This window comes from Candidatus Kaistella beijingensis (assembly GCF_020084865.1).
GTDB lineage: Bacteria > Bacteroidota > Bacteroidia > Flavobacteriales > Weeksellaceae > Kaistella > Kaistella beijingensis.
The window spans coordinates 986,966-1,012,213 of record NZ_CP071953.1; the positions used below are offsets into that span (position 1 = coordinate 986,966).

Below are 25,248 nucleotides of genomic sequence, written 5' to 3' on the forward strand. Positions count from 1 at the left end.
GTGGGATAATCCTAGGTAGTCAAGAAAAAATTCTTAACAAAAAATCGGCAATAAAATTCTTACGAACTAATAATTAATCAACCTCTTAAAATAGATGAGAACTACCAATTTTATATTTAATTCAACAGTTTATGCAAATCATAACATTTTTTTTAATTTTTTTTTATTTTCGTTTTAAAAAAAATTATACATTTGGTTTTCTTTAACGAAATTAACAATTTAAAAATTAAAGTTAATCTATGAAAACAAAACTATTGTCGCTCGCTTTCGTAGCAGTTGCCGGTTTTTCCTACGGACAAACCGGTTCTTTATGGACTCAAGCTTCTAAAAAAGCAGGTTCACAAGTAATTGGAAATAAAACTTCCATTACTACACCTAAACTTTTTGAATTAGACATTCAAGGCTTAAAACAGCAACTAAAGGGAGCTCCTCAGAAACTTTCAGTTAATCAAAAATCTGAAAAAATTATTTCTTTTCCTTCCGCAGATGGAAAAATGGAGAATTTCAAAGTCTCTGAGCACTCCAATTTTGATCCTGTTTTAGCCGCGAAATATTCCGACATCAAATCGTATGTTGGGCAAAGTTTAGATGATCCTTCTAAGGTAGTTTATTTTAGTGTTTCTCCTTTGGGTTTATCATCCATGGAAATCAATGCAGACAATTCCGCAGTTTTCATAGAACCTTATACCACTGACGCTTCAACTTATGTGGTTTACAAAAAATCTGACAAGAAAGACAACCTAAATAAATTTGAATGTACAACCATTGACGACGTAAAAACTCAATTAGGAACAACTATTACAGCAAGACCTAATGCAGATGATGGTCTTTTGAGAACCTTCAGACTTGCCCTTTCTTGTACGGGGGAATATGCAGTATATTTTGGCGGAACAAAAGCGCAAGCTTTGGCGGCGATGAACAATACTATGACGAGAGTAAATGGTGTTTTCGAAAAAGACTTCTCTGTAAGAATGGTTCTTATTGCGAACAATGACGCGGTAATTTACACCAATGCTTCAACCGACCCTTATTCTGCGGCTTCTTCGATGAGCAGTTGGAATTCTCAATTACAGTCAACGTTGACATCTGTAATTGGTGAAGCAAATTACGACATCGGACATTTATTCGGAGCTTCCGGTGGTGGTGGAAATGCAGGTTGCATCGGCTGTATCTGTGTAAATGGATCAAAAGGTTCAGGAATCACTTCACCTGCAGACAATATTCCATCCGGTGACAATTTCGATATCGATTATGTTGCCCACGAAATGGGTCATCAATTCGGTGGAAACCACACTTTTTCTATGAACAATGAAAGTACAGGTGCAAATATGGAACCTGGTTCTGGCTCAACAATTATGGGTTATGCAGGAATTACATCGCAAGATATTCAAGCGCATTCTGATGCACTTTTTCATGCGATTTCCATTCAGCAGATTACGAATAATGTGAAATCAAAAACCTGCTCTGTAAATACACCTACAGGAAACTCAATCCCAACCGCAAACGCAGGTTCAGACTATACGATTCCGAAAAGCACACCATTTATGTTAACAGGAACTGCTTCTGATGCAAATGGAGACGCATTAACCCATATTTGGGAAGAAATGGATGTTGCTTCAACTTCACAAACGGGAGCAAGTTCTGCGGCAAGTGCTACAAAAACCTCAGGTCCTAACTTCAGATCCTGGACGGCAACCGCTTCACCAACAAGATATTTCCCAAGAATGCAATCTGTCTTAGCGGGAGCTACAACAACTGCAGGTCAGGAAATCACCGTTGAAGCACTTTCTTCTGTAGCAAGAACTTTAAATTTCAGATATACTGTTCGTGATAACAGAGCAGGCGGTTCCGGAAATAATTCTGATGATGCGGTAATCACCGTAAATGCAACTGCAGGACCTTTTACCGTAACCTCTCAATCTGCTGCAACCACTTACACAGGAGGAACTTCACAAGCAGTGACTTGGAACGTTGCAGGTACAACTGCAAACGGCGTGAACGCTGCCAATGTTGATATTCTTTGGTCAACCGATAGTGGAAATTCTTGGACAACACTTTTAGCCGCAACTCCAAATGACGGTTCACAAAATGTAGTGATTCCAAATGCAGCGACTTCCACAGGAAGAATTATGGTGAAAGGAAGCAATCACGTTTTCTTTAACGTAAACAAAGCAAACATTACCGTTACCGCGGGAACTTCAGACACCGTTGCTCCAACTGCACCTACACTTTCCGCATCAGGAACTACGCAAACTTCAACCAATCTTTCTTGGAGTGGCGCAACCGACAATGTGGGTATTATAGGTTATGACGTATACCAAGGAGCAGCTTTATTGGTTTCTACTTCTTCGGCTTCTTATGCAGTTTCAGGACTTTCTGCTTCTACAACCTATTCTTTCACAGTAAAAGCGAAAGATGCAGCAGGTAATATTTCGGCAGCAAGTAATGCGGTTTCCGTAACAACTCTAGCTCCTGTTTCTGATACAACTGCTCCAACAGCACCAACTTTGGCTGCTTCAGGAACAACCTCAAGTTCAACCAACCTTTCTTGGAGTGGAGCAACCGACAATGTTGGTGTTACAGGTTATGACGTATATCAAGGAGCAACTTTATTGGGTGCTACAACCTCAACTTCTTATGCAGTTTCAGGACTTTCTGCTTCAACAACTTATTCTTTCTCTGTAAAGGCGAAAGATGCAGCAGGAAATGTTTCAGCAGCAAGCAACACTGTTTCAGTAACAACTTTAGCAAATTCTGTGACTTACTGTACTGCGGCTGCAACGAATACCAATGACGAAAGAATTGGAAACGTAAAATTCGGAACCATCAACAATTCATCTACTGGAGCTGCAGGTTACGAAAACTTTACTGCAATTTCTACAAACGTAACGCGAGGAACAGCTTACGCAATTTCGATTACTCCGACTTGGACAGCATCTAAATACAATGAAGCGTACTCTGTCTATATCGATTACAACGGAAACGGAGTTTTCACAGATTCAGGCGAAAAAGTTTGGACTAAAACAGGTTCAACAACAACCCCTGTTACAGGTTCAATTACTATCCCTGCAACCGCAACTTTAGGTGCAACAAGGATGAGAGTGATGATGAAATACAGCACTGCTCCAACTTCACCATGTGGAACTTACACTTACGGACAAGTTGAAGATTACACCGTAAACATTATGTCAACGGCAAAAGAAAACGCGGCAATTGTTAATCCAACGAGAGAACTTTCAATCTACCCGAATCCTGTTAAAGGAAGTACATTGAATATTACTAATGCAGATTCTTCCGAGTTCAGCATCTACGATTTGAGCGGAAAAAAAATCAGCAGCGGAAAAATTTCTGATAATACAGTAAGTGTAAACGCTCTTCCAAAAGGAGTCTACCTCATCAAGGTTGGGAATGTTTCTAAAAAATTCATCAAAGAATAACATGTACTATTAATTATTTTAAGACCGCCCCAAATTAATTTTTGAGGCGGTTTTTTCATTACACCACTCTGAAGCGGTTTCTTCAACTTTGGTAAAGGCGTGGGTAGATTACTCGTTTCTTTTAAGTACAGGAAAGTTTCATTTTTTCTATATTTGCTTAAATTTAAATTTTAATGGAAAAAATAGATTCGCTGAATCAGGTTGCAGAATTTCACAGAACCTTTAATGCCCCAATTTTAGATACTCCGCAAATCCCGTCGAAAGAAAGATGCGATCTGCGTGTTTCACTTTTACAGGAAGAATTAAACGAACTCCAACAAGCCATTGCAGATAACGACATTGTAGAAATTGCGGATGCTTTATGCGATTTGCAATACGTTTTAAGCGGAGCAGTTTTGGAATTTGGTTTGGGCGAAAAATTTGTGGAACTGTTCAATGAAGTTCAACGTTCGAATATGTCGAAAGCATGTTCAACACAACAGGAAGCGGATGAAACCATTGAATTCTATAAAGAAAAAGGTCAAGATGCTTATTCCGAGGTTTCGGGCGACAAAATCAATGTTCACCGAACTTCCGACAACAAGGTTTTGAAGAACAAATACTACTCTCCTGCTGATCTAAAAACCATCTTAGAAAATTAATTTATTTTAAATTTAAGCAATGAAAAAAATAATAAAATCTCTTTTTGCTGCCGCAACAATTCTTCTTGTGGCACAATCTTGTGAAGCACAGAAAGTAGTCGTAAACCGAGAAGTAGACACTACGAATGACGGAAAAATGCTTTTGGGAACTCAAACTAAAAGCCAACTTTTAAAGGAGCCATACAGCAGTTGGTACACGAAAGAACACGACCAATATACACTTGATGAGGCAACAGTTGCCCAATTGAAAAAAGAAAAATTAAACTCCTATAATATAACTTTGGTGATGGGAACTTGGTGCGAAGACAGCCACCACGAAGTTCCCAGATTGATGAAGCTTTTGGAAACTTTAAAATATCCGGAACAAAAATTGAATATCATTGCCGTAAATAGAAAAAAAGAATCACCAAGTGGTGAAGAAGGGATTTACAATATTCAGAGAGTTCCAACCATCATCGTTCAAAAATATGGCAAAGAAATTGGTAGAATTGTAGAAACGCCGAAAACTTTTTATGTAGAAAAAGACCTTTTGGAAATCATTAAAAAAGACAATTCATCCATCAAAGATTTATTTAAATAAATTGAAAAATCAACAGAAAATACTACCGTTCATTTTAGGAGCTGCTGCAATGTTGCTCCTGTTTTTTATTTGGAACGCCATCACCAAAAAAGCAGATGACAAAATCCAAAACGACTTCTACATCATCACCAACCAAATCAAAAAGATGAACAAAATGGTCGTGATGGAACAGGATTTTTCGAGCATGCAAAAAACGAAAGTGACTTCCCAACTTCTCGGCGGAATGCTTCCCAATATGGAGAAAGAACTCATCACCTTCACCAAAACCAACGCACAAGTTTCTTATGATTTAAATAAAATGAAACTCGATGTGGATTCAGTTAATAAAAAACTCATCATTAAAGAACTTCCAAATGCAGACATCAAAATTACGCCAAGCGTGGAAATTCAGTCGATGGACGATTCTTTTTTCGACCGTTTTAATGAAAACGATTTCAAAAAAATCACTCAGAATGCGAAAGATAACGCTTACAAAACGGTAAACCAGGACCGTTTAAGAAATGAGGGAAGAAAGCAACTTTTAGAAAATCTCAATAATATATTTGTTTTGGCAAAGGCTTTGAACTACAAAATTGAAGACCAAACCGGTCAAATCGACACTTCAAAACTTTAAACAAAATGATTATGGATAAGCAGAAACATCAAACCAAAACCAAAGAAGCAGAAATAAAAAAGGAAAATCAGGATTTCCCAAACATTCCCGCCTCATCAGAAAAAATACATTCGGAGAAAATGGCGAAAAAGGAAATTAAAGAAACCTCTAAACTTCATGATGACGGAAAAACCGACAATACAGAGAAAAGCGAAAATTAATTTTTTCGCCTTTTTTTTATTAAATGTTAAACTAATCACAAACTCTGCAAAACGCTTTGAAATGCATGATTATCGTTGTAGTATGACTTACATAACAAGTTTTAAAGTCCTGTTACAAAAATTATGAATTATAAAATCCAAGCTATTTTCGCCACTGAAAGCGAGGCGAATTCGGCTTCATCACTACTCCATGCTGCAGGTTATCGTAAAGAATTTCTTGGTTATAAGCAAAACGCACACCTTCAACCCGAATCTTTGGTTGAAGACCATCACATCGATAAAAATTATGTGACCGTTTTTACAAAGAATTTAAATCGTGCCTTCAAAGCAAGAAATATTTTGTCTAGAATTGGAGCGGTTTCTATCAAAATGAAACATCAGTTTTCCCAACAAATTATTAAAGTTGAAAAACTACGATTTTCAAAAAAATTGTAAATGAAATTCAGAATAATCTTTTGGAATATCACCAGCAACCTATCGCAATGGATCATTCTCAGAAAACGTAAAATATAAAATCCAAAAAAATTTCAGATTCAGATAATATGCTGTTAAACAATCGTTAAGACAGCACTTGAATAAAAAGTATTATGTTAAATAGTTCTAAATTTTATACGATGCATTCCTTTTGTCATCATTTTTGATCAACTTCAACTATCAAATCACAAAATATTAACACTTAAAAATTTAACATTATGTCTTACACAATTGTGGGAATGTTCCCAACCAACGAGGATGCAGATAAAGCTTCAAACAAATTAGATAATGCAGGATTTGCCAAGGAAGATTACAGAGTTTCGCGCTACTCCACTTCCGGCAGCCACGAAACTGATGCAGAATATGATTATGAAGAGGACGAAAAAACCACAGGTTTTTGGAATTGGCTTTTCGGCGACGATGAGACTGAAAAACAAAAATACAGCTACGCAGGAACAAAAAGTAACATGGTAACTGTTTACACCGATGATTTAGAAAGAGCCGAAGAAGCGAGAGACATCATGAACGAACAAGGCGCAGTGAATGTGACCGATTTCACCAAAGACCGCTACAATAACGAAGAATTTGTTTCTCCCGATAACAATCTCACCGCCGATGAACGCGCAAGAATCATCAACAAGGCAAAAAACGATTTATATTTCACGGAAGATACAAGAACTTACAGCCTAACCAACCGTGGGATGACTTCCGATATGGATTCCATGGGAAATAGAGACACTTTCTAAAAATAGTTTTCATAATTTTTCGCGACCCTTTCAGCACTTTTGTTGGGAGGGTTTTTTGTCATTGCGAGCGAACCGAAGCAATCTCATTTTTTTTAGAAGCATCAAGTTTTGAGATTTGTTTGAAGGGCAGTCCCGCTTTCCATTACCATTGAAAATTTACAAATCAGAGAGTCAATCGAGGCTAGAAGTCTTTTCAGTTCTTCTTTTGAAAAAATTCTGCGCCATCTACAAAATCTGCGAGAGAAAAATTTTCACTTTTTTAGGTTTTTTTGGTAGCAGTATCAAAATATCAATAGAAACAAGTTTTAACCCGTTTTAACAGCAGAACTCAATTTGGCTTTAGCCAAAATTTCAAGTATTTCTTTCGGATTAAAAAAAACTCCCTCGAAAACACAGTTTCACAAAAAATCCGTATTTTTGCCACTTATAATTTTTAGGTCAAAATGATTAAAATCACTCTTCCCGACGGAAGCATTAAAGAATTTGAAAACCCGGTCACTCCGCTTGAAGTAGCCAAATCAATAAGTGAAGGTTTAGCGAGAAACACGATATCTGCAGTTGTAAACGGAACGCAGACCGAAATTTCTACACCAATCACAACGGATTCTACTATTCAGCTTCTTACGTGGAACGATGATTTGGGAAAAAGAGCATTTTGGCATTCATCGGCTCACCTTTTGGCGCAGGCTATTATGGAATTTTATCCAAACGCTAAATTGACGATCGGTCCTGCAATTGAAAGTGGTTTTTATTACGACGTAGATTTCGGTGACGAATCTTTAAGCGAAAAAGATTTCGAGAAAATCGAAAAGAAAATGTTGGAAAATGCGAAGAAAGACGCATCTTTTAATCTTTACGCAGTTTCAAAAGCCGATGCATTAAAAGAATACGAAGGAAACGAATACAAAACAGAATTGATTTCCAACCTCAACGATGGTGAAATCACTTTCTGTACTCACGATAATTTCACCGATTTATGTCGAGGCGGTCACATTCCGTCCACAGGAATTGTGAAAGCGGTAAAAATTTTAAACGCCGCGGGAGCTTATTGGAGAGGCGACGAAAAAAACAAACAGTTAACACGAGTTTACGGGATATCTTTCCCAAAACAGAAAGATTTAACCGAATATTTAGAAAGACTCGAAGAAGCAAAACGCCGCGACCACAGAAAACTTGGCAAAGAATTGGGGATTTTCGCTTTCTCTGAAAAAGTGGGTGCAGGTTTGCCACTTTGGTTACCGAAAGGAACGGCTTTGAGAAAAAAATTAGAAAAGTTCCTTTCCGAAGCACAGAAAAAATCAGGTTACGAATTCGTGATGTCGCCGCATATTGGCGCAAAAGATTTGTACGTAACTTCAGGACATTGGGATAAATATGGAGCAGATAGTTTTCAACCGATTAAAACTCCGAACGAAGGTGAGGAATTTATGTTAAAACCAATGAACTGTCCTCATCACTGCGAAATCTACAAAGTCGGACAATGGTCTTACAAAGATTTGCCTAAACGTTTCGCAGAATTCGGAACGGTTTACAGATACGAACAATCAGGTGAACTTCACGGTTTGACTAGAGTTCGCGGATTTACTCAAGACGATGCGCATATTTTCTGTACTCCCGACCAACTTTTGGCAGAGTTTGAAAACGTGATTGATTTGACGCTTTATGTCTTTAAATCATTAGGATTTGAAGATTTTGTGACTCAAATTTCTTTGAGAGATCCGGAAAACAAAGACAAATATATCGGTTCTGATGAGAACTGGAAAAAAGCAGAAGATGCCATCATTCAAGCCGCTGAAAAGAAAGGTTTGAAAACGGTGGTTGAATATGGTGAAGCCGCTTTCTACGGTCCGAAACTCGATTTCATGGTAAAAGATGCACTTGGAAGAAGTTGGCAATTGGGAACCATTCAGGTAGATTACAATTTACCGGAAAGATTCGATTTGTGGTACACCGGGAACGATAACGAAAAACACAGACCGGTGATGATTCACAGAGCGCCATTCGGTTCTATGGAGCGTTTCATCGCTATTTTACTAGAAAATACGGCGGGAGATTTTCCACTTTGGTTGGCTCCGGATCAGTTTATCATTTTGCCGATTAGTGAAAAATATGTGGATTATGCAAAAAAAGTTTCACAATTATTAGAAAATCACGATATTAGCGGCTTAATTGATGAACGAAACGAGAAGACCGGAAAGAAAATCCGTGACGCAGAAATCAAGAAATTGCCATTCATGCTGATTGTAGGTGAAAACGAGGAAGCCAATGGAACTGTTTCTGTAAGAAGAAGAGGCGAAGGCGATTTAGGAGCGATGAGCGTGGAAGATTTCATCAATTACTTTGCAAAGCATTCGGCGATCAGTAATCAGCTTTCGGCGAATTGAGAAAAAAAATAAAATTAAGAATTGTTTGAACGAAATGAGTTTCACTTCGTTCGCAATCACAAAGCTGAAAGCAGATTGCAGACAGCCGATCGCATTTAATTAACCAATAAAAATATAAACCCATAGCACAGAAATTTAACTACAGAGGAAGAGGTCCACAAAGACGCGTTCAGGAAGATTTGCACCAAATTAATGAAAAAATTAGGGCAAAAGAAGTTCGTTTGGTAGGAGACAATGTAGAACCGGGAGTTTATCCGCTCGCGAAAGCACAGGAAATTGCAAGAGACCAGGAATTAGATTTGGTGGTAATTTCCGATAAGTCGGAACCTTATATTTGCCGGATTTTAGATTACAAGAAGTTTCTTTACGAACAAAAAAAGAAGCAGAAAGAACTAAAGGCAAAACAGGTAAAAGTAGTCGTAAAAGAAATTCGTTTCGGTCCACAAACCGACGAGCACGATTACGAATTCAAAAAGAAACACGCTGAAAAATTCTTGGAAGAAGGTTCCAAGCTGAAAACGTATGTTTTCTTCAAAGGACGTTCTATCATTTTCAAAGATCAAGGGGAAATTCTTCTTTTGAAATTGGCGCAGGAACTGGAACATGTAGGAAAAGTTGACCAGTTGCCAAAACTCGAAGGAAAGCGGATGATTATGATGATGAGCCCGAAGAAGGCGGCGAAATAGTGCAGTTTAGCAATTTTAAATTAATAAAAATTAAACTATTTGGTACAAACTGTAAAAGAGATTTCGCAAGGAATCTCTTTTTGTAATGATAGTAATAAATGGGTAATATTTATATATTCCAAAAAAAAATTGTACTTTTGCAAACTCATTGATAACAAGATATAAAAGCAAAAAAAATGTCAAAATTAAAAACGAAATCAGGTGCTAAAAAGCGTTTTAAGCTTACCGGAACCGGTAAAATTAAAAGAAAAAATGCTTACAAAAGCCACATCTTGACAAAGAAAGAAACCAAGCAGAAGAGAAATCTTACGCAGACTTCCTACGTTGCAACTGTGGACGAGAAAAGCGTTTTGCGTCAATTAGCAATCAAGTAGTTTTTATAAATCATTTCGGTTTATAAGAATTCAAAAAAATTCAGAAATTTTAACCCTGAATTGGGGCTCCAAAGAATGTTGAAACAAACATCGCACAATTCAAAAAAAACAATTTAAATTATGCCAAGATCAGTAAATGCAGTAGCTTCTAGAGCTCGCAGAAAAAAAGTAATGAAGCAGGCTAAAGGTTTTTTCGGTAGAAGAAAAAATGTTTGGACCGTAGCTAAAAACGCCGTGGAAAAAGCGATGCAATACGCTTACCGCGGAAGAAAAGAGAAGAAAAGAAATTTCAGATCGCTTTGGATCACGCGTATCAACGCAGGAACCAGAGAACACGGAATGTCTTATTCCCAATTTATGGGCGCTCTAAAAAAGAACAACATCGAATTGAACAGAAAAGTTTTAGCAGATTTAGCGATGAATCATCCTGAAGCGTTCAAAGCGGTTGTAGATCAAGTAAAATAATGTAAAATTTTTTGTTATCAATATTAAATCCTGAACAATGAAGTTCAGGATTTTTTAATTAAATTTGGGCAACTTTATATAAAATGAAAAAATTACTCCTCATTTCATCAGTTTGTTGGTCATTTGGTTTTCAAGCGCAGACCTTTACTGCAGCATACCAAAACCGCGTAAATCAAATTACACAGAACAACATCAACACCTATCTTACTGAATTTGCAAGTTTCGGAGTGAAAAGTACCGGAAGTACAAACAACAACAATGCTTTCAACTGGCTGAAAAACAAATATCTTTCTTTTGGTTATTCCGCGGCGCAGATTTCTGAAAATGCTTTTAACTACGGTGGAAATTCCACCAAGAATCTAATCCTTACTAAAACCGGCACACTTTATCCAAATACCTATGTAATTGTTTGCGGACATTACGACACCATCGCTGGTCCCGGCGTAAATGATAATGGGAGCGGAACTTCAATAATTCTGGAGATGGCCAGAATTTTGAAAGATGTACCCACGGATTACTCCATCAAGTTCATCAACTTCAGTGGTGAAGAACAGGGACTTTTGGGAAGCCAAAACTACGTAAACACTGTGGTGAATTCTACCAATCCGAAAATGAACATCAAACTGGTCTTTAATATCGATGAAGTAGGAGGAATTGCGGGACAGATAAACAACACCATCACTTGCGAAAGAGATACTAATAATTCCCCTTCTACAAATAATGCAGCATCTAATCAAGTCACACAGGAATTAATGAATTGTGTGACACTTTATTCGCCTCTGCAAACGAATCTTTCCTATGCCTATGCTTCGGATTATATGCCTTTTCAAGCCAACAATGAAATAATTACCGGTTTTTATGAGTACAATGTGAGCAATTATCCACACACCGCAAACGACACTTATGCGAATATGGATCCTGTTTATGTTTATAATGTCGCTAAAGCCGCTTTAGGAGCTACACAGCATTTTGCCGTTGCAAGCACTCAAAATCTTGCACTTGTAGATTGCCCTCCTGAAAAAATGTTTGAATCCCTAAAAATTTATCCAAATCCAACCAAAGATTTTATTAATATCGAAATGTTGAACAACAACTTACGAGATTACACTTTTTCTATTACTGATATGAACGGCAAACAACTATTAAAATCTGAAAATAGCAGGAAGATCGACGTCTCTAAACTATCACCGGGAATGTATTTCGGAACACTTAATGTTGAAGGACAAACCACCACCAGAAAAATCATCATCAATAAATAAAATAATCCCGAGTGTTTTTACGCGGGATTATTTATTATTTGTTCTCTGTATTGCTTTTGAAGAGCTTCCAGTTCTTTTTCATTTTGGATGAGCTTCTCATTGATTTCAGCAATTGATGTTGCAATTTGTGTCAGTTTTTGATTAAAGGTTGAGCTATTTTTCTCTGGTGAACTACTTAATTTATTCTCCAGGGAGATTTTTTGTTCATTCAATTTTTTGAGTTTTGATTCAAGCCTTTCTTTTCTGGCATAATTTAGCTCAAAGCTTTCATTAAGCGATCTCATTTTTGATCTTTCGCTATTTTCTGCACTGTTTTTCATATTATTTAAAGTTCCTACACTTGTGGCGCTTGAAACCTGAGTGTGGTAAATTCTTTGGGACAGCAATAAATCGTGTTGTGTTTAGGCTGAAAAGTCTGAAAAGCAAAAAGTGCAAAAGGATAAATTAATTTCATATAAGTTATTAGAATAATTACGTACCTAAGCATTCTATTTCATTCTCGAAATCAAAACTTCTTCAATATCCTGAAGTTTGAAATTTTTGGTTTTCAATAAAATTAAAAAATGGTAAAGCAAATCCGCCGCTTCATTTTTAAATAAATCTTCATTGTTGTCTTTAGCTTCTAACACCAATTCTACGGCTTCCTCTCCTACTTTTTGTGCTACTTTGTTGATGCCGCGTTTGTAGAGTTGATTGGTGTAAGAATTTTCATCACTCTCATCAATTCTCTGTGAAATTTTTTCTTCTAATTGATACAGAAATCCTTTATTTTCTTTTTCGCCAAAACAACTAAAAGTTTCTTTGTGACAAACGACATTGGTTGGAACAACTTTAATCAAAATCGTATCATTATCACAATCGATTTTTAAATCTTTAACATATAGAAAATTTCCGCTTTCCTCACCTTTTGTCCAAAGTCGCTTTTTGGTTCGGCTGAAAAATGTGACTTTTCCTTCTTTTTGGGTTTTTTCAAGGGCTTCTTCATTCATATAGCCCAACATTAAAACCTGCAAAGTCCTGTCATCCTGAATGATAACAGGAACCAAACCGCTTACTTTTTCAAAATCTATATTCATAATGTTTTATAATTTCTCACAGATTTTCTCAGAATTTTAGACCTGCCTAACTTGTAAAATCAGAGAGAGTTTTATCTAATATTAATATTTTTCTGCTTCAAATAACTTTTCAATTGCGGAATCGGAATTTCCCCAAAGTGAAATATACTCGCAGCCAAAGCAGCAGTTACTTTTGTTTCATTGAAAACTTCTACAAAATCTTCCTCTTTTCCGGCACCTCCAGAAGCAATTACGGGGATATTTACGGTATCAGAAACCATTTTTGTAATTCTAATATCGAAACCGTTTTTCGTTCCGTCACCATCCATCGAAGTTAAAAGAATTTCTCCGGCTCCCAATTCTACTATTCTTTTTACCCAATCCAAAGTTTCGATTTCCGTTGCTTCTCTTCCGCCTTTAACGTGAACAATGTCTTTTCCATCTACAAATCTTGTATCTACCGCAACCACAACACACTGACTTCCAAACTCTTCCGTCAATTCTTTAATTAAATTTGGATTTTTAACAGCCGAAGAATTCACACTTATTTTATCTGCTCCTGCATTCAACAAAATTCGAACGTCTTCAACCGTTGAAATTCCACCGCCAACTGTGAAAGGAATACTCAAAACTTCTGAAATTTTCTTTACTAATTCTGCAAAAGTTTTACGTTCTTCAACTGTTGCTGTAATGTCCAGAAAAACCAGTTCATCAGCACCTTCATCTTCATATCTTTTCGCCAATTCTATTGGATTTCCGGCGTCTTTTAAATCTACAAAGTTGACGCCTTTTACAGTTGTTCCATCTTTGATATCGAGACACGGAATGATTCTATTCTTCAACATTTTCAATAAAATTTCTTAATTCAACCAAACTAATTTTGCCTTCATAAATCGCTTTTCCGAGAATGGTTCCGAAACAGCCGATTTCTTTCATTTTTTTTAAATCTTCTATATTTGAAATTCCGCCACTTGCAATTAATTGAATATCAGTTTTTTCTAAAATTTCTTTGTAGAGTTCATTTGATGGTCCTTGCAACATTCCATCTTTTGAAATATCGGTGCAAACCACATTTTTGATTCCTTTTTCCTGATATTTTTTGATGAAATCCAGAACATCCAAATCACTGTCTTTTAACCAACCCGAAGTTTTAATTTTCCTATCCAGACAATCAGCACCCAAAATAATTTTTTCTGAACCAAATTTTTCAATCAATCCATAACAAAATTCAGGGTTTTGAACCGCAATGCTTCCTACTGTAATCTGTTTTGCACCAGAATTAAAGGCTAATGCTACATCGTTTTCAGATTTTATACCACCTCCAAAATCGATTTGTATATTGGTATTTTTAGCAATACTTTCTAAAACTTTTTGATTGACAATATTCTTGGCTTTTGCACCATCCAAATCCACCAAATGCAGATATTTTATGCCAAAATCTTCAAATTCTTTGGCTACTTCTAAAGGATTTTCGTTGTAGATTTTCTTGGTGGCATAATCACCTTTGGAAAGACGGACACATTTTCCGTCTATAATATCTATTGCTGGAATAATTCGCATTTTTTTGATTTAAAGATTTAAAAAATTCTGTAAAATTTTTGCTCCCACACTTCCAGATTTTTCAGGATGAAATTGTGTCGAATAAAAATTATCTCTTTGTAAACCAGCACTGAAAAGCAAAATATAATCACAAACTGCGGATGTAAATTCTGAAATTTCACAATAATAACTATGGACAAAATACACATCATCTTCTTCCGAAATTCCTTCAAATAAAGAATTTTTCAAATTTTTCAAAGAATTCCATCCCATATGTGGAACTAAATCTTTTGGCGGAAAAAGTTTCACATCCACATCGAAAATTTTCATTCCAACAGTGTCGCCTTCTTCAATGTTATTGCACATCAATTGTTGGCCGAGACAAATTCCCAAAACAGGTCGCGTCAAAGTCGGAATCAGTTTATCCAAACCCTTTTCCTGCAAAAATTTCATTGCTGACGATGCTTCACCAACTCCTGGAAAAATTACTTTTTCAGCATTTCGAATTTCATCAAAATTATCTGTTACAATGCTTTCCACACCCAATCTTTTCAAAGCAGTTTGAACGGATTGAACATTACCGGCGTTGTATTTTATAATTGCAATCATAAAGTCCCTTTTGTTGATGGAAGATTAAAGTTGATATCAGTCTGATTTACAGCCATTTTAATTGCTTTTGCAAATGCTTTGAAAATGGATTCAATTTTGTGATGTTCATTATTGCCTACCACTTTGATATTCAAATTACATTTTGCAGAATCCGTGAAAGACTTGAAAAAATGGTAAAACATTTCCGTAGGAACGTCGCCAATTTTCTCACGCTTGAAATCGGCATCCCAAACCAACCAAGGTCTTCCGCCAAAATCAATCGCAACCTGCGCCAAACATTCATCCATGGGAAGCAAAAATCCATATCTTTCAATTCCTTTTTTGCTTCCCAAAGCTTTTAAAATGGCTTCTCCAAGAGTGATTGCGGTGTCTTCAACCGTGTGATGTTCATCAACATGTAAATCGCCATTGACTTTGATTTTTAAATCTAAATTTCCGTGTTTTGAAATCTGTTCCAGCATATGGTCAAAGAAATGAAGTCCGGTTGAAATTTCAGATAATCCGCTTCCATTAAGATTTACTTCGATTTCGATTTCGGTTTCCTTTGTAGTTCTTTTTACTATTGCTTTTCGCGGAATCTGTTTTAAAAACTGATAAATTTCTAACCAATATTTCGTTGTTAAAGTCGCTTTTTCGAAATTTTCACCTGAAATAAAAATTGACTTTGTTCCCAGATTTTCTGCAAGTTGCACGTCTGTTTTTCGGTCTCCAATGACGAAAGAATTTCCCAAATCATATTTTCCATGGATATATTTTCCCATCATTCCAGTTCCGGGTTTTCTTGTTGGGAGATTTTCGTGTTCAAAACTTCTGTCAATTAAAATATCACTGAACACAATTCCTTCATTTTCAAAGGCTTTCAGCATTTTATTTTGTGCCGGCCAAAAAGTTTCTTCAGGAAAACTTTCCGTTCCCAAACCATCTTGATTGGTAACCATAACCAATTCATAATCCAATTCTTTCACGATTTTAGAAAGGTTTTGAAAAACTCCAGGATAAAACTCCAGTTTTTCTAAAGAATCCACCTGAAAATCTGTTGGTGGTTCCAGAATTAAAGTTCCGTCGCGGTCTATAAATAATACTTTTTTCATGCTACATTTGGTTTAAAATCTCTACAAGTTTTAGATTTTCAGCGGAAGTTCCAATATTGATTCGAATGCAATTCGGAATGGAAGGATGCCTGAAACTTGTTAAAATATTGTTGTTCAACAGCTTTTGATAAACTTTTTCTACATCTTCAAATTCAATTAAGAAAAAATTGGCGTCTGTTTGAAAAACTTTTTTGATGATGGAAATTCCTTTAAATTTTTCTTTTAGAATTTCTCTTTGGTCAATAATTTCAGCTAAATTTTTGCGATAAATTTCAGTATCGTTTAAACACTTTAAGGCTGCATTTTGATTGAGTGCACTTACGTTATAAGGAGACTTCACCGTATAAATCCATTTTGCAATGTCACCCGAAGAAATCCCAAAACCCACTCTTGCTCCAGCTAAACCCCAAGCTTTTGAAAGCGTTTGAAGCACAATTAAATTCTGATACTTTCCCAACAGATTTATTGTAGAATTTTGACTTGAAAAATCAATATAAGCCTCATCTACAACCACAATTCCGTTAAAATTTTCAATATAAAAATCAATATCTTTTATTGAATTTCCTGTTGGATTATTGGGTGAACATAAAAACAAAATTTTGTTAGATGGATTTTGAGTTTGTTTCAAAAAGTCTTCCTGATTGATTTCAAAATCTTCATTCAAAAAAAGATAATTTACATTTACAGCATTGGTTTTGGCGTAAACTTCATACATCGAAAAAGAAGGCTTCATCATCAAAATTGAGTCTTTGTTCGGTTCACAAAAAATCTTGATGATGATTTCTAAAAGTTCATCGCTACCGTTTCCAATAAAAATCTGTTCCGCTGAAACATTTTTAAATTCAGAAAGTTTGTTTCTCAACAGTTTGTGAGTGGAATCGGGATAGCGGTTATTTTCACCAAAAGGATTTTCGTTAGCATCCAATAAAACAGCATTTTCAAAACTATTATGGTCCCTAAAACTTTCGTAAGGAACCAGCTCCTGTATGTTTTTTCTAATTTTGGATGTGAGATTAAAGTTTTTCATTTTTCAATTTATTTAATCTTAAAGTCACAGCATTTTTGTGTGCAAAAAGACCTTCTGCCTCTGCCATCAACTCTATCGTTTTTCCCAAATTTTGAATTCCTTTTTCAGAAAGATTTTGAAAAGTCACTTTTTTTACAAAACTGTCCAAAGAAACTCCACTGTAATTCCTTGCAAATGAATTGGTTGGAAGTGTGTGATTGGTTCCGCTAGCATAATCTCCGGCACTTTCGCAGGAATAATTTCCGAGGAAAACAGAACCTGCATTTATAATTTTAGAAATCTGATTTTCAGGATTTTCTATTGCTAAAATCAAATGTTCCGGAGCGTATAAGTTGCTGAATTCAAGACATTCTTCAATAGAATTTAAAAGAATAAATCTTGAATTGGAAATTGATTTTTCGGTAAATTCATTTCTTGGTAGCAACTTAATTTGTTTTTCCAGCTCGTAAATGGTTTCATTAAAAACATTTTCAGCAGTTGCTAAAAAAATCACCTGACTGTCACTTCCATGTTCTGCCTGAGAAAGCAAATCTGCCGCACAAAACTCCGGAATAGCCCGTTCATCAGCCATAACTAAAACTTCACTTGGACCTGCAGGCATATCGATTGCAACACCAAACTCCGTAGAAAATTCTTTAGCAGCCGTTACAAACTGATTTCCAGGACCAAAAATTTTATAAGCTTTCGGAATACTTTCTGTACCAAAAGTCATGGCTGCAATGGCTTGAGAACCGCCCACTTTAAAGATTTTTGTAACTCCACAAAGTTTTGCAGCATAAAGAATTGCAGAATTTAACTGCCCGTTTTTATTAGGAGGTGAACACAAAATAATTTCTTTGCAACCCGCAATATGTGCAGGAATTGCGAGCATTAAAACCGTAGAAAAAAGCGGCGCAGTTCCTCCAGGAATGTAGATTCCTACTTTTTCAATTGGTCGGGATTCTCGCCAACAAATTACACCTTCAACCGTTTCAATTTTTTCAGATTTTTCGGCTTGAGACTGGTGGAATTTTTCAATATTTTGTTTAGCAACCTGAATGGCTTTTTTCAATTCATCATCCAAAGAATTCAATGCTTCAATTACCTCATTTTCAGAAACTAAAAATGTTTCCAAATGTGTGTCGTCGAACTTTTTGGTGTAAAATTTTAAAGCTTCATCACCGTTTTCTTTGACGTTTTGAAAAACTTCAGAAATGACGTTTCGCAAATCTGACTTTTCAAGAACGGGACGTTTTGCAAGGCTTTCCCAAGATTCTTTATTTGGGTATTTGTAAATGTTCATTTTAAATCACCATTTTATCAATTGGAATAATCAAAATATCCTGTGCTCCGGCTTGTTTCAGTTCATCGATGACTTCCCAAAACCGTTTTTCTTCAATCACAGAATGAATGCTGCTCCAACCATCTTCTGCCAAAGGAATTACTGTGGGACTTTTTAAAACAGGCAGTATTTCCGCTACTTCAGAAATTTTTTCATTGGGAACATTCATCAAAATATATTTCGATTTTTTTGCAGTTGAAACAGAACGAATTCTAAACAAAAATTTATCTAAAATTTGCTGTTTTTCTTCAGAAAGATTTTGATTTTTTGCCAAAACAGCTTCGGATTTTAAAATTGTAACGGTCTCTTTTAAACCATTTTTAAATAGTGTACTTCCTGAACTTACGATATCACAAATTCCGTCTGCCAATCCAATATTTGGAGCGATTTCTACCGAACCGGAAATAACGTGAATATCTGCTTTGATGTTATTTTTGTCCAAAAATTTCTGTACCGTTATCGGGTAAGAAGTTGCAATCTTTTTGTTTTGAAACCATTCAATATCATCACTTTCAACATCTTTGGGAACGGCTAAAGAAACACGACATTTTGAAAATCCAAGTTTCTCAACTACATCGATTTTTTTCTGTTTTTCAAGTAAGAGATTTTCGCCAATAATCGCAACATCAACCACACCATCTTCCAAATACTGGGGAATATCGGAGTTTCGGAGCAAGAAAATTTCCATAGGAAAGTTGTCAGCTTCTACTTTAAGTTGGTCGCGTCCATCGTTGTAGGAGATACCACAGTCTTTCAAAAGTTTCACTGAATCTTCGAAAAGCCGGCCGCTTTTCTGTACTGCAATTTTTAAGTTACTCATTTTAATTTTTCTAAAAATTGTATCTGAGTAAAGGGGAATAATAGAAAACAAAAAACCGCCTTACTCAGACGGTTTTATAATATTTTAGTTTAGCTACATAACATTAACACTCCGTCTTAGCAGAAATGATAATGATGATGTGTAAAAAATGTGTTCATTGTTCTAATTATGGTACAAATGTAGAAATAATTCCGAATTTAAAAAGAAAAATTATAAAATTTCTTTATAAATTTTCATCAACTCTTGTGCAATTACCTCATCCTTAAACTGTTGCACATACTCAAAACTTTTTTCGCGGCGTCTTTTTCGTTCTGATTGGTTTTCCCAAAGGTGAAGAACTTTTGAACGGATATCTTCTACCGATAAAGGATTAACGTAGGTAGAATTTTTTCCGCCGGCTTCAGGAAGACAGCTGACATTACTTGTAATAACGGGAGTTCCCGAAAATAAAGCTTCAATCACTGGGATTCCAAAACCTTCAAATAAACTTGGATAAATAAAAATATCTGCCAGTCTGTAAATCGCAGCCAGTTCATTCATATTGACATTTTCGAGAAACTGAACTTCTACTCCGTTTTTTCGGATTTCTTTTTCAATCTTTTGAAAATATTTCTTCTGCTTTTTCCCAACAACAACCAACGGAATCTTCGTGGCTTTCAGTGCTTTTATCACATTCAGAAGATTTTTTCTTTCTTCGATGGTTCCGACATTTAAAATAAATCTTTCCGGAAGATTATATTTTTCTTTGGTTTGATTTAAAAATTCAGGGAAAATAAATTCTTTAAAAGCCTGATGACAACCTTGATAAACGACTTTTACTTTGCTTTCAGGAACTTTTAAATAATGAATCACGTCGCGTTTTGTTTGTTCGGAAATGGCAATTATGACATCAGCTTTTTCAACTGCTTTTCTAAATTTCCACAGGTGCATTTTTCGGTCAAAAAAACTGTAGTATTGCGGAAATCTTTCGAAAATTAAATCGTGAATGGTGACTATTTTCTTCATCGGTTTTTTGTCCCATTTTAAAGGAAGCTCGCCTGAAAGTCCGTGGAAAATATCGGCATCGATTTTTTGGGCATCTTTTCCCATTTTTAATTGTCGCGAAAAATTACCTTTGGCAATTTGTTTAAAAGAAACATTCGGCAAATCAAGAATCTCCCTGCCTCTTTCACTTTGGCTTTTGTTCAAGAGAATATAATCATTTTCAGGAAAATAATTTGCCAAAACCCTCACTAAGTCGCGGGAGTAATTGCCCAATCCTGAACTGTTGCTGAAAAAACGTTTCCCGTCAAAAGCAATCTTCATCTTGTCATCAAATTTTTCTTTGAAAATTATATTAAAAATTTTTGGAGCGGATGATGTAATTCGGGCGCTCCTTTACCTGTTTAAAAATTTTACCCAGATAAATTCCGATAATTCCCAATATAATCAGCTGAATTCCGCCAAAGAAAACCACCGTCATTATCAGGGAGGCCCAACCTGAAATTTCCGTTTTAGCCCAGAAAGAGTGAATGACATAGATTCCATAACCCACAATCGCAAAAGCTGAAAAAAGAAAACCGAGATAAGCCGCCAAATAAAGCGGTTTCACGCTGAATGCGGTAATTCCTGTGAACGCAAATTTCATCATTTTTTTCAGGTTGTAACTGCTTTCACCACTTGCTCTTTCTCCTGCCAAAAAATGAATTCCGGTTTGCTTGAAACCCATCCAATTGGATAATCCACGCAGAAAAATGTCCGATTCATTCATGTTTCGAACGACATCAACAACAGATGCATCCATCAATCGGAAGTCTGAACCGCCACCTTCACTTAAATTCACATCGGAAATACTTGCCAAAAATTTGTAATAAAAATCGGAAGTTTTCCTTTTGAATGCAGAAATCTGTTTCGGGTAAGTTCGCACCGTATATACAATGTCGAAACCTTCTTCCCATCGTTTAATCATTTCGGGAATCAATTCCGGTGGATGTTGCAAATCGGCGTCCATTGAGATTACGGCGTTTCCGTTGGAACAGTCCATTCCTGCTTTTACCGCAGGCTGATGCCCAAAATTTCGGGAAAATTCGATGTATTTCACTTCATCAAATTTCGCCGCGAGTTCTTCTAATTTTCGTTGGGTGTTGTCTCGACTTCCATCGTTTACAAAAATGATTTCGTACGTATAAAGTTCAAGTTTAGAAAAAACATCCGCAATTCTCTGACGGATCAAAGAAACATTGCCTTCTTCGTTGTGGGCGGGAATTACGATGGATATCTTTTTCATTTCGGAAATTATTAATCGAGCTTATAATCTTTTTCGAAATCTTTGGTCATTAATTCATACATCACTCGGAACCAAACAATACAGCAAGGTAACGCTTTTAAGGAATATTTCATGATGTAGTTTTCCTTGATAAATTTCGGGAATAAATCCGAGAATGAAAAACACGTCAAAACGATTACAAAAATCAGCAAACCAATAATAAATGGCGATTTTTCTTTCTGCATGATGAACCAAATCATCACTCCCGAAACTGCGATAATATAAGTTGGAGATTCTGAACTGGAACTAAAAAGCACGATGAATAAAAGCGTTGAAGCCAAAATCATCAATTGAAAAGCCAAATTTTTGTATTGTTTAATCCTTAAATAAGGCAAAGCAAAAACCAAAATTCCAGGAATTAAAAAAACTATATTGGAAATATCCGGATTTCCTAAAACCCGTCGCACGATTCCCATTAATGAATAATCTTGGCGATTTCCTAAGGTGTGATTTGAAATATTCTTCTCTGAAAGTGATTGAAACCAATCCGCATACGATTGCAACCCGAAATGCGGACTTGAAAGCAACATCGGCAAAATCAAAAACAAAACTCCGAATCCAAGCAATGAAAGGATGAATTTTCCTTTATTTTTAATGAAGAAAAATGCGGAAAGTCCTGCAATTCCGTACAATTTTACAAAAAAACCGATGAGGATTGAAATGGCAGATTGGGTTTCTTTTCTTTCGTAAATGTAAACAGCAGAAAGAATTAAAAGTCCGGTCAAAGCAACATTAAACTGTAAACTTACTGCCGCTGTGATGAATTCCTGCAAACAAAGCCACGCAAAAAAAGCTTTCTTTTGGCTTGAAAAAGGGAGTTTGTGAACGGCAAAAAGAAAAACCAAAGTATTCGCAACGTTCCAAAGTACCATTCCCAACCAATCGGGTAAAATCGCAAACGGAGCAATTAAAACACTAAAAAAAACGCCATAATGATTGGAATCAAAATGTACGTCTGGATATTGCAGATAAATATTTTTTTCCGCTAAAGTATTGGTGAAAACATTTCTGAAAATAAGATAGTTATTATAACTTCCGGGTCCACCTAGATATTTTGAAATCGCAGAAATTATTGAAATCAAAAGATAAATCCCAAAAATATATTTAGGATTCGAAATAAATTGGAGGAATTTATCTTTCAAGATGGTATGATTAAAAGTTTAAACCGACACATTATTTTCCCTCAAAGCATCATTCAGAGAGGTTTTTTTGTCGGTTGATTCTTTTCTTTTTCCGATAATTAAAGCACAAGGAACTTGATATTCTCCCGCTGGAAATTTTTTGGTGTAACTTCCAGGAATGACCACCGAACGAGCCGGAACTCTTCCCTTAATTTCAACAGGTGTTTCGCCGGTAACATCAATAATTTTGGTTGAAGCAGTGAGAACAACATTCGCTCCCAAAACCGCTTCTTTCTCTACGTGAACTCCTTCTACAACGATACATCTTGAACCAACGAACACATTATCTTCGATAATAACTGGTGCGGCTTGAAGAGGCTCTAGAACTCCACCAATTCCCACTCCACCGCTTAAATGAACGTCTTTTCCGATTTGTGCGCAACTTCCAACAGTCGCCCAAGTGTCGACCATCGTTCCAGAATCTACATAAGCACCGATGTTTACGTAAGACGGCATCAAAATTACTCCAGGTGCGATGTACGCTCCTTCACGAGCAACTGCATGCGGAACAACGCGAACTCCTTTTTCTGCATAATTTCTCTTCAAAGGCATTTTATCGTGGAATTCGAATGGCCCCACTTCAATCGTTTCCATTTTTTGGATCGGGAAATACATTACGACTGCTTTTTTTACCCACTCGTTTACTTTCCAGCCCTCTGAAGTGGGTTCTGCAACTCGAAGCTCGCCCAAATCCAATTGACGAATGACTTCACGGATTGCCTTTTGGCTTTCCTCGTTCTGTAATAATTCTCGGTTCTCCCAAATATTTTCGATAGTTTCCTTTAACATAAATGATAATTGATGGTTGATAATTGATTGAAGTGCAAAAATACAAATTCAATTCAGGATTTTGGCTAAAAAATATTTCAAGATTCTAAAGCACTCTTCGTACGAAAAGATAGGCATTGTTCCAATATTTTTCGTTGAGGGAAGAAATGATGACGCCTTTTGAAGTCGAGGAATGAATAAATTTTACTTCGCCGTCGCTTCCTATATCGTGAATAATTCCTACGTGGGAAACTCTGGTTCCACCTGCAGTTGCGAAGAAAACCAAATCGCCGGGTTTTGCATCGCGAATGTTGATTTCTTTTCCAGCATTCGACTGGTCTTCAGAACGGCGCGGAAGTTTGAGGTTATTTTCATCGAAAACTTTGCACACCAATCCTGAACAGTCGAATCCCGAAGAAGTATTTCCGGCATATTTGTAAGGTGCTCCAAGATATTTTTGTGCGTCTTTTAAAATTTCCTGAACATGCGAGTTTACTTTTCCGGAAAAGTTGGAATTTAAAGTTTTTAAGTCGGCGGTTTTCTTGACGGTTTTCGTTGGAATTTCTCTTTTCACGACTACATTTTTCGAAGAGCCACAGGAAATTACAAACAAAAGCAAGAGAACTGCGAGAAAGAGATTTTTCATTTTACCTTTACTGATTTTCAAAAATAGTGATTTTATTGGGATTATAAAGTTCTTTGCGATGATTTTCCTTTATTAACGGAAGTTGGTGAAGGTTTATTAAAAGTTTTGAAGTATTTTTGAAAAATAATTCCATCTCTATTTACATGAATTTCGCCGCGTTAAAATCACTTTTCAAAACTGAACTTTCGGCTGCTTATTCAAAGTCGGAAATAGATGAGCTTTACTCTATTTTTATCAAAAAAAAATTAGGTTTAAGTAAATTTGAATCGAGAAGGACGTCTGATGAAATTGTTGAAGAACATGTTATTCAAGAATTTGGGAAAATCATCGATGAGTTAAAAACTGGGAAACCTTTTCAACAGATTTTAGGAGAAACTGAATTCTATGGACTGAAATTTTTTGTGGATGAAAATGTGTTGATTCCACGTCCGGAAACGGAGGAACTTTTGGAGTTGGCGATTGAAAAGGTACAAGTTGCAGGGTGCAAGTTGCAAGGTCTGAAAATTCTTGATATTGGAACAGGGAGCGGAATTATTCCCATTGTGTTGAAAAAATATTTTCCTGACGCGGAAATTTCGGCGATTGATTATTCTGAAAAGGCGCTTGACGTTTCTAAAAAAAATGCAGATTTTCACAAGACAGAAATCCACTTTATTCATCAGGATTATTTGTGTGAAAATTTGGATGGAGTTTATAATGTAATCATTTCCAATCCGCCGTACATCGGAATTGATGAGGAAAATGAAATTGCTGATTCTGTAAAAGAATTTGAGCCAAAAATGGCGCTGTTTTCTCCAACTGCTAATCCATTGGTTTTTTATGAAAAAATAGCCGAAGACAGTAAAAATCATTTATCAGAAAACGGAATGGTTTTTTTGGAAATCAACCAAAAATTGGGAAATGAAACTGCGGATTTATTTAGAAATGTTTTGTCGGTAGTGGAGTTGAAAAAGGACATTTCAGGAAATGAAAGGTTTGTTTTTGGGAGGAAATAAGAACTTTCTGCTGAAACATCATTATCGATATT

27 protein-coding genes are annotated in these 25,248 nt (G+C 36.1%); 13 read left to right on the forward strand and 14 right to left on the reverse strand.

The window, feature by feature from the left end; genetic code table 11:
- Positions 1–239: 239 nt before the first annotated feature.
- The 12 genes from J4771_RS04580 (at position 240) to J4771_RS04635 (ending at position 11,859) form a co-directional block, all read left to right on the forward strand.
- Entirely contained in the window at positions 240–3,437 is a 3,198-nt protein-coding gene (locus tag J4771_RS04580) for a reprolysin-like metallopeptidase (protein ID WP_224136885.1), read from the forward strand.
- Positions 3,438–3,610: 173 nt separating this feature from the next.
- The gene (locus J4771_RS04585) at positions 3,611–4,078 is read left to right on the forward strand and encodes a pyrophosphohydrolase domain-containing protein (RefSeq protein ID WP_224136887.1); all 468 of its coding nucleotides are present in this window, start codon (positions 3,611–3,613) and stop codon (positions 4,076–4,078) included.
- A 19-nt stretch (positions 4,079–4,097) separates the two neighbouring features.
- The gene (locus tag J4771_RS04590) at positions 4,098–4,658 is read left to right on the forward strand and encodes a TlpA family protein disulfide reductase (protein ID WP_224136889.1); all 561 of its coding nucleotides are present in this window, start codon (positions 4,098–4,100) and stop codon (positions 4,656–4,658) included.
- Between the two features lies 1 nt (position 4,659).
- Positions 4,660–5,271 (forward strand): DUF4230 domain-containing protein, encoded by a 612-nt coding sequence (locus J4771_RS04595; protein WP_224136891.1) that lies wholly within the window; start codon positions 4,660–4,662, stop codon positions 5,269–5,271.
- A gap of 5 nt (positions 5,272–5,276) precedes the next feature.
- Positions 5,277–5,471 carry a hypothetical protein gene (locus J4771_RS04600; protein WP_224136893.1) on the forward strand — a complete coding sequence of 65 codons (195 nt, stop codon included), beginning with the start codon at positions 5,277–5,279 and terminating at the stop codon, positions 5,469–5,471.
- A gap of 123 nt (positions 5,472–5,594) precedes the next feature.
- Positions 5,595–5,906, forward strand: coding sequence for a hypothetical protein (locus J4771_RS04605; protein WP_224136895.1), 312 nt, complete (start codon positions 5,595–5,597; stop codon positions 5,904–5,906).
- A 257-nt stretch (positions 5,907–6,163) separates the two neighbouring features.
- Positions 6,164–6,691, forward strand: coding sequence for an SIMPL domain-containing protein (locus J4771_RS04610; RefSeq protein ID WP_224136897.1), 528 nt, complete (start codon positions 6,164–6,166; stop codon positions 6,689–6,691).
- Positions 6,692–7,134: 443 nt separating this feature from the next.
- Positions 7,135–9,075, forward strand: coding sequence for a threonine--tRNA ligase (thrS, locus tag J4771_RS04615; protein ID WP_224136899.1), 1,941 nt, complete (start codon positions 7,135–7,137; stop codon positions 9,073–9,075).
- Positions 9,076–9,254: 179 nt separating this feature from the next.
- Positions 9,255–9,761 carry a translation initiation factor IF-3 gene (gene infC, locus J4771_RS04620; RefSeq protein WP_224136901.1) on the forward strand — a complete coding sequence of 169 codons (507 nt, stop codon included), beginning with the start codon at positions 9,255–9,257 and terminating at the stop codon, positions 9,759–9,761.
- Positions 9,762–9,937: 176 nt separating this feature from the next.
- A complete protein-coding gene (rpmI, locus tag J4771_RS04625; protein WP_048498226.1) occupies positions 9,938–10,135 on the forward strand; it encodes a 50S ribosomal protein L35 in 198 nt (65 codons plus the stop codon).
- A 120-nt stretch (positions 10,136–10,255) separates the two neighbouring features.
- The gene (gene rplT, locus J4771_RS04630) at positions 10,256–10,600 is read left to right on the forward strand and encodes a 50S ribosomal protein L20 (RefSeq protein WP_048498227.1); all 345 of its coding nucleotides are present in this window, start codon (positions 10,256–10,258) and stop codon (positions 10,598–10,600) included.
- An 83-nt stretch (positions 10,601–10,683) separates the two neighbouring features.
- Positions 10,684–11,859 carry a M28 family peptidase gene (locus J4771_RS04635; protein WP_224136903.1) on the forward strand — a complete coding sequence of 392 codons (1,176 nt, stop codon included), beginning with the start codon at positions 10,684–10,686 and terminating at the stop codon, positions 11,857–11,859.
- Positions 11,860–11,876: 17 nt separating this feature from the next.
- Here J4771_RS04635 and J4771_RS04640 read toward each other — a convergent pair whose 3' ends face one another.
- The 14 genes from J4771_RS04640 to J4771_RS04705 form a co-directional block, all read right to left on the reverse strand.
- On the reverse strand, positions 11,877–12,179 hold the full coding sequence (locus J4771_RS04640; RefSeq protein WP_224136905.1) for a hypothetical protein: 303 nt from the start codon (positions 12,177–12,179) through the stop codon (positions 11,877–11,879).
- A gap of 168 nt (positions 12,180–12,347) precedes the next feature.
- The gene (hisIE, locus tag J4771_RS04645) at positions 12,348–12,935 is read right to left on the reverse strand and encodes a bifunctional phosphoribosyl-AMP cyclohydrolase/phosphoribosyl-ATP diphosphatase HisIE (RefSeq protein WP_224136908.1); all 588 of its coding nucleotides are present in this window, start codon (positions 12,933–12,935) and stop codon (positions 12,348–12,350) included.
- A 71-nt stretch (positions 12,936–13,006) separates the two neighbouring features.
- Positions 13,007–13,759 (reverse strand): imidazole glycerol phosphate synthase subunit HisF, encoded by a 753-nt coding sequence (gene hisF, locus J4771_RS04650; protein ID WP_224136910.1) that lies wholly within the window; start codon positions 13,757–13,759, stop codon positions 13,007–13,009.
- Positions 13,746–14,474 carry a 1-(5-phosphoribosyl)-5-[(5-phosphoribosylamino)methylideneamino]imidazole-4-carboxamide isomerase gene (gene hisA, locus J4771_RS04655; protein ID WP_224136912.1) on the reverse strand — a complete coding sequence of 243 codons (729 nt, stop codon included), beginning with the start codon at positions 14,472–14,474 and terminating at the stop codon, positions 13,746–13,748. The genes hisF and hisA overlap by 14 nt, the downstream gene beginning before the upstream one ends.
- Before the next feature lie 9 nt (positions 14,475–14,483).
- The gene (gene hisH, locus J4771_RS04660) at positions 14,484–15,062 is read right to left on the reverse strand and encodes an imidazole glycerol phosphate synthase subunit HisH (protein WP_224136914.1); all 579 of its coding nucleotides are present in this window, start codon (positions 15,060–15,062) and stop codon (positions 14,484–14,486) included.
- Positions 15,059–16,153 carry a bifunctional histidinol-phosphatase/imidazoleglycerol-phosphate dehydratase HisB gene (gene hisB, locus J4771_RS04665; protein WP_224136917.1) on the reverse strand — a complete coding sequence of 365 codons (1,095 nt, stop codon included), beginning with the start codon at positions 16,151–16,153 and terminating at the stop codon, positions 15,059–15,061. The genes hisH and hisB overlap by 4 nt, the downstream gene beginning before the upstream one ends.
- A gap of 1 nt (position 16,154) precedes the next feature.
- Positions 16,155–17,180: a histidinol-phosphate transaminase gene (hisC, locus tag J4771_RS04670; RefSeq protein ID WP_224136919.1), complete on the reverse strand. Its 1,026-nt coding sequence runs from the start codon at positions 17,178–17,180 to the stop codon at positions 16,155–16,157.
- Complete coding sequence (hisD, locus tag J4771_RS04675) at positions 17,167–18,462, reverse strand: histidinol dehydrogenase (RefSeq protein ID WP_224136921.1); 1,296 nt, start codon at positions 18,460–18,462, stop codon at positions 17,167–17,169. Before hisD ends, hisC begins: the two co-directional genes overlap by 14 nt.
- 1 nt (position 18,463) lies before the next feature.
- On the reverse strand, positions 18,464–19,321 hold the full coding sequence (hisG, locus tag J4771_RS04680) for an ATP phosphoribosyltransferase (RefSeq protein WP_224136923.1): 858 nt from the start codon (positions 19,319–19,321) through the stop codon (positions 18,464–18,466).
- A gap of 210 nt (positions 19,322–19,531) precedes the next feature.
- Complete coding sequence (locus tag J4771_RS04685) at positions 19,532–20,626, reverse strand: glycosyltransferase family 4 protein (RefSeq protein WP_224136926.1); 1,095 nt, start codon at positions 20,624–20,626, stop codon at positions 19,532–19,534.
- A gap of 31 nt (positions 20,627–20,657) precedes the next feature.
- A complete protein-coding gene (locus tag J4771_RS04690) occupies positions 20,658–21,587 on the reverse strand; it encodes a glycosyltransferase family 2 protein (RefSeq protein ID WP_224136932.1) in 930 nt (309 codons plus the stop codon).
- Positions 21,588–21,598: 11 nt separating this feature from the next.
- Positions 21,599–22,768, reverse strand: coding sequence for a glycosyltransferase family 87 protein (locus tag J4771_RS04695; protein ID WP_224136933.1), 1,170 nt, complete (start codon positions 22,766–22,768; stop codon positions 21,599–21,601).
- 18 nt (positions 22,769–22,786) lie between these two features.
- Positions 22,787–23,596 carry a 2,3,4,5-tetrahydropyridine-2,6-dicarboxylate N-succinyltransferase gene (locus tag J4771_RS04700; protein ID WP_224136934.1) on the reverse strand — a complete coding sequence of 270 codons (810 nt, stop codon included), beginning with the start codon at positions 23,594–23,596 and terminating at the stop codon, positions 22,787–22,789.
- 85 nt (positions 23,597–23,681) lie between these two features.
- A complete protein-coding gene (locus tag J4771_RS04705; protein WP_224136935.1) occupies positions 23,682–24,221 on the reverse strand; it encodes a C40 family peptidase in 540 nt (179 codons plus the stop codon).
- Between the two features lie 143 nt (positions 24,222–24,364).
- On the opposite strand from J4771_RS04705, the gene prmC reads away from it, so the two are divergent.
- A complete protein-coding gene (gene prmC, locus J4771_RS04710; RefSeq protein ID WP_224137768.1) occupies positions 24,365–25,216 on the forward strand; it encodes a peptide chain release factor N(5)-glutamine methyltransferase in 852 nt (283 codons plus the stop codon).
- Positions 25,217–25,248 lie beyond the last annotated feature (32 nt).

Bases quoted from the DNA above. Each gene is read 5' to 3' on its own strand.
- J4771_RS04580 (WP_224136885.1), top strand. From the start codon at position 240: ATGAAAACAAAACTATTGTCGCTCGCTTTCGTAGCAGTTGCCGGTTTT.
- J4771_RS04585 (WP_224136887.1), top strand. From the start codon at position 3,611: ATGGAAAAAATAGATTCGCTGAATCAGGTTGCAGAATTTCACAGAACC.
- J4771_RS04590 (WP_224136889.1), top strand. From the start codon at position 4,098: ATGAAAAAAATAATAAAATCTCTTTTTGCTGCCGCAACAATTCTTCTT.
- J4771_RS04600 (WP_224136893.1), top strand. From the start codon at position 5,277: ATGATTATGGATAAGCAGAAACATCAAACCAAAACCAAAGAAGCAGAA.
- J4771_RS04605 (WP_224136895.1), top strand. From the start codon at position 5,595: ATGAATTATAAAATCCAAGCTATTTTCGCCACTGAAAGCGAGGCGAAT.
- J4771_RS04610 (WP_224136897.1), top strand. From the start codon at position 6,164: ATGTCTTACACAATTGTGGGAATGTTCCCAACCAACGAGGATGCAGAT.
- thrS (WP_224136899.1), top strand. From the start codon at position 7,135: ATGATTAAAATCACTCTTCCCGACGGAAGCATTAAAGAATTTGAAAAC.
- rpmI (WP_048498226.1), top strand. From the start codon at position 9,938: ATGTCAAAATTAAAAACGAAATCAGGTGCTAAAAAGCGTTTTAAGCTT.
- rplT (WP_048498227.1), top strand. From the start codon at position 10,256: ATGCCAAGATCAGTAAATGCAGTAGCTTCTAGAGCTCGCAGAAAAAAA.
- J4771_RS04635 (WP_224136903.1), top strand. From the start codon at position 10,684: ATGAAAAAATTACTCCTCATTTCATCAGTTTGTTGGTCATTTGGTTTT.
- J4771_RS04640 (WP_224136905.1), bottom strand. From the start codon at position 12,179: ATGAAAAACAGTGCAGAAAATAGCGAAAGATCAAAAATGAGATCGCTT.
- hisIE (WP_224136908.1), bottom strand. From the start codon at position 12,935: ATGAATATAGATTTTGAAAAAGTAAGCGGTTTGGTTCCTGTTATCATT.
- hisF (WP_224136910.1), bottom strand. From the start codon at position 13,759: ATGTTGAAGAATAGAATCATTCCGTGTCTCGATATCAAAGATGGAACA.
- hisA (WP_224136912.1), bottom strand. From the start codon at position 14,474: ATGCGAATTATTCCAGCAATAGATATTATAGACGGAAAATGTGTCCGT.
- hisH (WP_224136914.1), bottom strand. From the start codon at position 15,062: ATGATTGCAATTATAAAATACAACGCCGGTAATGTTCAATCCGTTCAA.
- hisB (WP_224136917.1), bottom strand. From the start codon at position 16,153: ATGAAAAAAGTATTATTTATAGACCGCGACGGAACTTTAATTCTGGAA.
- hisC (WP_224136919.1), bottom strand. From the start codon at position 17,180: ATGAAAAACTTTAATCTCACATCCAAAATTAGAAAAAACATACAGGAG.
- hisD (WP_224136921.1), bottom strand. From the start codon at position 18,462: ATGAACATTTACAAATACCCAAATAAAGAATCTTGGGAAAGCCTTGCA.
- hisG (WP_224136923.1), bottom strand. From the start codon at position 19,321: ATGAGTAACTTAAAAATTGCAGTACAGAAAAGCGGCCGGCTTTTCGAA.
- J4771_RS04685 (WP_224136926.1), bottom strand. From the start codon at position 20,626: ATGAAGATTGCTTTTGACGGGAAACGTTTTTTCAGCAACAGTTCAGGA.
- J4771_RS04690 (WP_224136932.1), bottom strand. From the start codon at position 21,587: ATGAAAAAGATATCCATCGTAATTCCCGCCCACAACGAAGAAGGCAAT.
- J4771_RS04700 (WP_224136934.1), bottom strand. From the start codon at position 23,596: ATGTTAAAGGAAACTATCGAAAATATTTGGGAGAACCGAGAATTATTA.
- J4771_RS04705 (WP_224136935.1), bottom strand. From the start codon at position 24,221: ATGAAAAATCTCTTTCTCGCAGTTCTCTTGCTTTTGTTTGTAATTTCC.
- prmC (WP_224137768.1), top strand. From the start codon at position 24,365: ATGAATTTCGCCGCGTTAAAATCACTTTTCAAAACTGAACTTTCGGCT.